Origin of the sequence: Streptomyces sp. NPDC050674, from assembly GCF_040654575.1 — a bacterium.
Lineage (GTDB): Bacteria > Actinomycetota > Actinomycetes > Streptomycetales > Streptomycetaceae > Streptomyces.
The window spans coordinates 1-1,470 of sequence record NZ_JBFAIG010000058.1 but is presented as its reverse complement, the minus strand read 5'-3'; the positions used below and the strand labels follow the sequence as shown (position 1 = coordinate 1,470).

Sequence of the window (1,470 nt, the reverse complement as noted above, 5' to 3'; positions counted from 1 at the left end):
GGCTGAATCACTCCGGCCGGTCACCGCTCAACGCCCCAGGTAGCACCGTCCGCTGCCTTAGCCGACCACAGCACGGGCCCCAAGGGCGTCCTAACGGCCCGAACCGTCGTGTGCGGCGGGAAGGGTCAGCAGGTGGCTTCCAGGGCGTTCACGAGGTCGGCGGGGTCGGGGGTGGTGCCGGTGGCGAGATGACGTACGCCGGGGCCGGGCGGGGGCCAGGCTGCGCCCCGGCCGAGGGGGTGGCGGCGGGAGGTCGAGGTGCGCCAGCCGTGGCGCTCGGACCACACCAGGGCCGCAGCCGGCGCTTCAGGGCCGTCCAGGACGAGCGCGGCGAAACACTCGTCACCGTGGGGGTGCTGGACGGCCGGTGGTGGTCCAGCCGCGGGCGTGCAGGGCGCGGGTGACCTCGGCGAGGTAGGGGCGTGCCTGGCGGCCACGCAGGATGGCCTCGGCGCGGATGCCGGCGCGGCGGGTCAGGCCGGCCGGGTAGCCGAGCGCGGCGGCGGCCTGGGCGGCGTTCACCCGGCGCTGTTCCATCAACGTCGGCCATCCGCTGCGCAGGGCTGTCAGCGCGGCCTGCGCGGTGTTGCGGTGCACGCCGAGTTGTTCGGTGACAACGGCCGCGGTGAGTGCGGGGTCGTCGTCCAGGAGCTGCGCGACGCGCGCCGGTAGCTGGTCTCGGGGGACCTGGTCACCAGCGCCCGCAGGTCGGCCCCCGCCGCTGCTGCCGGTGCGGCGGCGAGGTGTGGGGGTGTGGTCCCGTACGACGTGGCGGGGCCAGTGCTCGACTCCGCCCACGAGCACCAGGTGCTCGTACACGGCCGGGTCCTTCTTGCGGTCGCCGAGGCCTTCAGCGGCCATGTCGCGCAGCTGCTGCTCGCTGGCACCGGCCTCTTGGGCGTCGAACAGGCGGCCCGCGTACTCCGGGGGCAGGGCGAAGGTCAGGTGGCGCTGCCGGGCGTCGTCGGTGGGGCCGGGTGCGGCGGTGAAGCCGAACCTGGCGCGGGTGTCGATCACGATGCCGGTGCTGGTGGCGGCCTGGCGCCTGGCCTGCTCGCGGATGCGGGGCTGCCAGCGAGCCCGTGCGGCGTCCTCCAGGCGCTGGGCGAGGTCGGCGGATCTGGTCTTTGACGTGCCGCTCCACGGTGCGCTGCGAGATATCGAGGGCCGCCAGGGCGGGCTCGGTCGTGGTCCACGATGGGTCAGATCCAGTAATAGTTGGTGTCGTCGAAGGTGGGCAGGAGGGCCAGGGCGGCGTCGAGTGGCGCAGTGGGAGTAGCGGGCTCGACGAGCGGAACTGGAGGGACAGCGCTTGCCCCCAGCACGCGATCGTCGGTGCCGTCACCGGCTCTCGCAGAGCCCCGCAGTCTGCTGCTGGAATGCCTCGAGTGGTCGCTCGTCCCGGATGCAGTCAGCTTTGGATGGCCAGCGCACGTGGTGGGTGGCGCAGCGCTGGTGCCGACCGCGGTC

Annotated in this window: 1 pseudogene; it reads right to left on the bottom strand. The window is 73.7% G+C overall.

Annotated elements, in window-relative coordinates:
• Positions 1-843: 843 nt before the first annotated feature.
• Positions 844-1,165: pseudogene (locus AB0I06_RS34265) on the bottom strand (XRE family transcriptional regulator); the annotation flags it as partial.
• Between the last annotated feature and the right edge of the window lie 305 nt (positions 1,166-1,470).